This is a genomic window from Nocardiopsis lucentensis DSM 44048, assembly GCF_000341125.1.
Classification (GTDB): Bacteria; Actinomycetota; Actinomycetes; order Streptosporangiales; family Streptosporangiaceae; genus Nocardiopsis; species Nocardiopsis lucentensis.
The window spans coordinates 1-2977 of the sequence record NZ_ANBC01000260.1; the positions used below are offsets into that span (position 1 = coordinate 1).

General features: G+C 69.7%; 2 protein-coding genes and 1 pseudogene. All 3 read right to left on the reverse strand.

All coding sequences use genetic code 11. From position 1 onward, the window contains the following. Window positions 1-1035, reverse strand: a 1035-nt coding sequence (locus tag D471_RS0108920; RefSeq protein WP_017598303.1) for a sugar ABC transporter permease, incomplete at its 3' end; no start/stop codon positions are given. After that, window positions 1035-1794, reverse strand: a pseudogene (locus D471_RS33600) (ATP-binding cassette domain-containing protein). The pseudogene D471_RS33600 and the gene D471_RS0108920, both read right to left, overlap by 1 nt. An 83-nt stretch (window positions 1795-1877) precedes the next feature. Continuing rightward, window positions 1878-2977, reverse strand: a 1100-nt coding sequence (locus tag D471_RS0108930; protein WP_017598305.1) for an ABC transporter substrate-binding protein, incomplete at its 5' end; no start/stop codon positions are given.

Consider the following 2977-nt stretch of genomic DNA (forward strand, 5'->3'; position numbering starts at 1 on the left):
GCCGCCACCGGTGGACACGCTCGCCGCGAAGTTGCGCGACGCCAGCATGATCCCGCCGAGCGCGGCCAGCGCGGAGGCGATACCGAACACCGACACGCGGATGAGGTCCACGTTGATGCCCGCGCGGCGGGCCGCCTCGGCGTTGCCGCCCACCGCGTAGACCATGCGGCCGTAACGGGTCTTGCGCAGGACCAGGTCCAGCACCGCCACGAAGCCGACGAAGATGAGGAAGGCCAGGGGGACGCCCTTGTACTGGTTGAGCATCCACACACCGCCGACCAGCGGGAGCGCCAGCAGAGCGGTCCGGGCCAGGACCTCGACCGGCGCCCGGTTGGGCAGCCCCGACCGGCGCCGCTTGCTCTCGACGGTCAGGACGGAGAGCAGGTACAGGGCCAGGACCACCAGCACGATGGCCCAGCCGACGACCGGAACGAAGTAGGTCTGGGTCAGGAGCGCGATCGGGCCCGTCGAACTGGTGTTGATGGTCCCGTCGTTGCCCATGAGGTAGAGGTGCACACCCTGCCAGCCCAGCAGACCGGCGAGGGTGACGACGAAGGCGGGTACGCCGACCTTGGCGAAGATCACCCCGTGGATGAGGCCGATCACGAGACCCACCCCGAGGGCCGCGAGGATCGCCAGCCATTCCGGGAGTCCGTACCGCACGGCGAGCACCGCCAGCACGGCGGCGGCCAGACCGGCGACCGATCCGATGGACAGGTCGATCTCGCCCAGCAGCAGGACCATGATCACGCCGGTGGTCATCAGGCCGATGGCGGCGATCTGCACGGTGAGGTTGGACAGGTTCTGTGGGGACAGGAACCGGTCGTTCATCGACTGGAAGACGATGCCGATCAGGATCAGCCCGATGACGACCGGGATCGGCCCGAGCTCGCCGCCGCGCACGTTGCGTCGCAGGACCTGGAGCCAGCCGCGCGGCGAGGCCGCGGTGACGAGCAGCCGGGGGTCGCGTGCGGCCTCGGCGGGGGCCCCTGCGGTGGTGGTGTCCTCTTGTGTGAGGTGTGTCTGCTGGGTCATCAGTGGTCCTTCGTGGCCACGGCGGAGGCGCCGGTACGTTCGGAGCGGCGGGTGACCGGGTTGTCCGCGGCGCCGGTGATAGCGGCCACGATCTCCTCGTAGCTGGTCTCCGCGATGGGGAAGTCCCCGGCGTTGCGGCCCAGCCGCAACACCACGGCACGGTCGGCGACCGCGCGCACGTCGGCCATGTTGTGGCTGATCAGTACCACTCCCAGGCCCTGGTCACGCAGGCGCTCGATGAGGTCGAGGACCTGCGCGGTCTGGGCGACTCCCAGCGCGGCGGTCGGCTCGTCGAGCATGACGACGCGGGGCTGTCCCAGCAGGGAGCGGGCGATGGCGATGATCTGGCGCTGACCGCCGGACAGGCCGGAGACGGGGACGCGCAGGTCGGGGATGCGCACCGAGAGGGAGTCCAGGAGTTCCCGGGCCCGGCTCTCCATGGCCACCTCGTCGAGGGTGCCCGGGAAGTGCAGCCGTTCGTTGCCGAGGAACAGGTTGCCGACGATGTCCAGGTTGTCGCACAGGGCGAGATCCTGGTAGATGGTCGCGATGCCGAGCCGCTGGGCGTCGGAGGGCGAACCGATGGTGACCGGCTGGCCGGCCCNNNATCACCTTGACCAGGGTGGACTTACCGGCTCCGTTGTCGCCGAGCAGGGCGACGACCTCTCCGGCACCGACGTGGAAGTCGACCTCGCTGAGGGCGCGCACGGCCCCGAAGGTCTTGGAGATCCCGGACAGTTCCAGGACGGGTGTGCTCATCGTGCTCGTGTCTCTTTCCTCGCCCCGGGGAGCGGGGCGGGCCGGTCGGCCCGCCCCGTCCTCCGTGGCGTCGCACCGTGGGTCTACAGGGCTTCTTCGCAGAACTCGGTGTCGGCGTAGTCGTCGGCGCAGATCTCCTCGATGGTGTAGAAACCGTCCGAGACGACCGTGTCGCCGATGTTCGCCTCGGTGACCACGATCGGGTCGAGCAGGATCGACGGGACGGTCTCGCCGTCGGCGGACTCGACGTCGGTGAGGCTGTACTCGCCCGCGTCGAGCTCCTCGCCGGTGGCCAGGGAGACGGCCATGGCCGCGGCGATCTCGGCCTCGGGGCGGATCGCCTTGTAGATGGTCATGTACTGCTCACCGGCGATGATGCGCTGGATGGCCGCCAGTTCGGCGTCCTGGCCGGTGACGGGGGGCAGGTCCTCGGTCTCCACGCCCGCACTGCGCAGGGCGGAGATGACACCCGAGGCCATGCCGTCGTTGGCCGAGTAGACGCCGGTGATCTCATCCACACCCAGGGTGGTGATGGCGCCCTCCATCTGGGTGTTGGCCTGGTCGGGCGACCAGTCGGGGGTGTCGAACTCCTGACCGATCTCGATCTGGCCGTCGAGGATCTCGTGGGCGCCGGTCTTGTAGTAACCGGCGTTGGGGTCACTGGGGGCGCCGTTGATCATGACGATCTGGCCCTCTCCGGAGGTGCCGTCCTGTTCGATCGCCTCCAGGAGCGCCTCGGCCTGCATCCGACCGATACGGACGTTGTCGAAGGAGACGTACATGTCGGCGCCGCCCTGGGCGAGGCGGTCGTAGGCGATCACGGGCACGCCCTGGGCGTGGGCCTCGTTGATCGTGCCCGCGGCGGCCTCGGAGTCGACCGCGTCCAGGACGAGCACGTCGACCCCGTCGGTGAGCATGGCCTGCGCCTGCGTCTGCTGCTGGTCCACGTCCTGGTCGGCGTTGGCGTAGGAGAGCTCGCAGTTGGGGCACAGCTCCGTGAGGGCTTCCTCGAAGTAGGGCCGGTCGAAGGCCTCGTACCGGGCCGTCTGGAGCTCGGGCAGGAGGAGTCCGACGTGGAAGCCCTCCTCCAGGCTGTGGGTCTCCCGCTCGGCCTCGTCACCGGAGGTGGTGAGGGAGCCGCAGCCGGAGACGAGGAGTGCGAGGGCGGCGGTGGCCGCCGGGG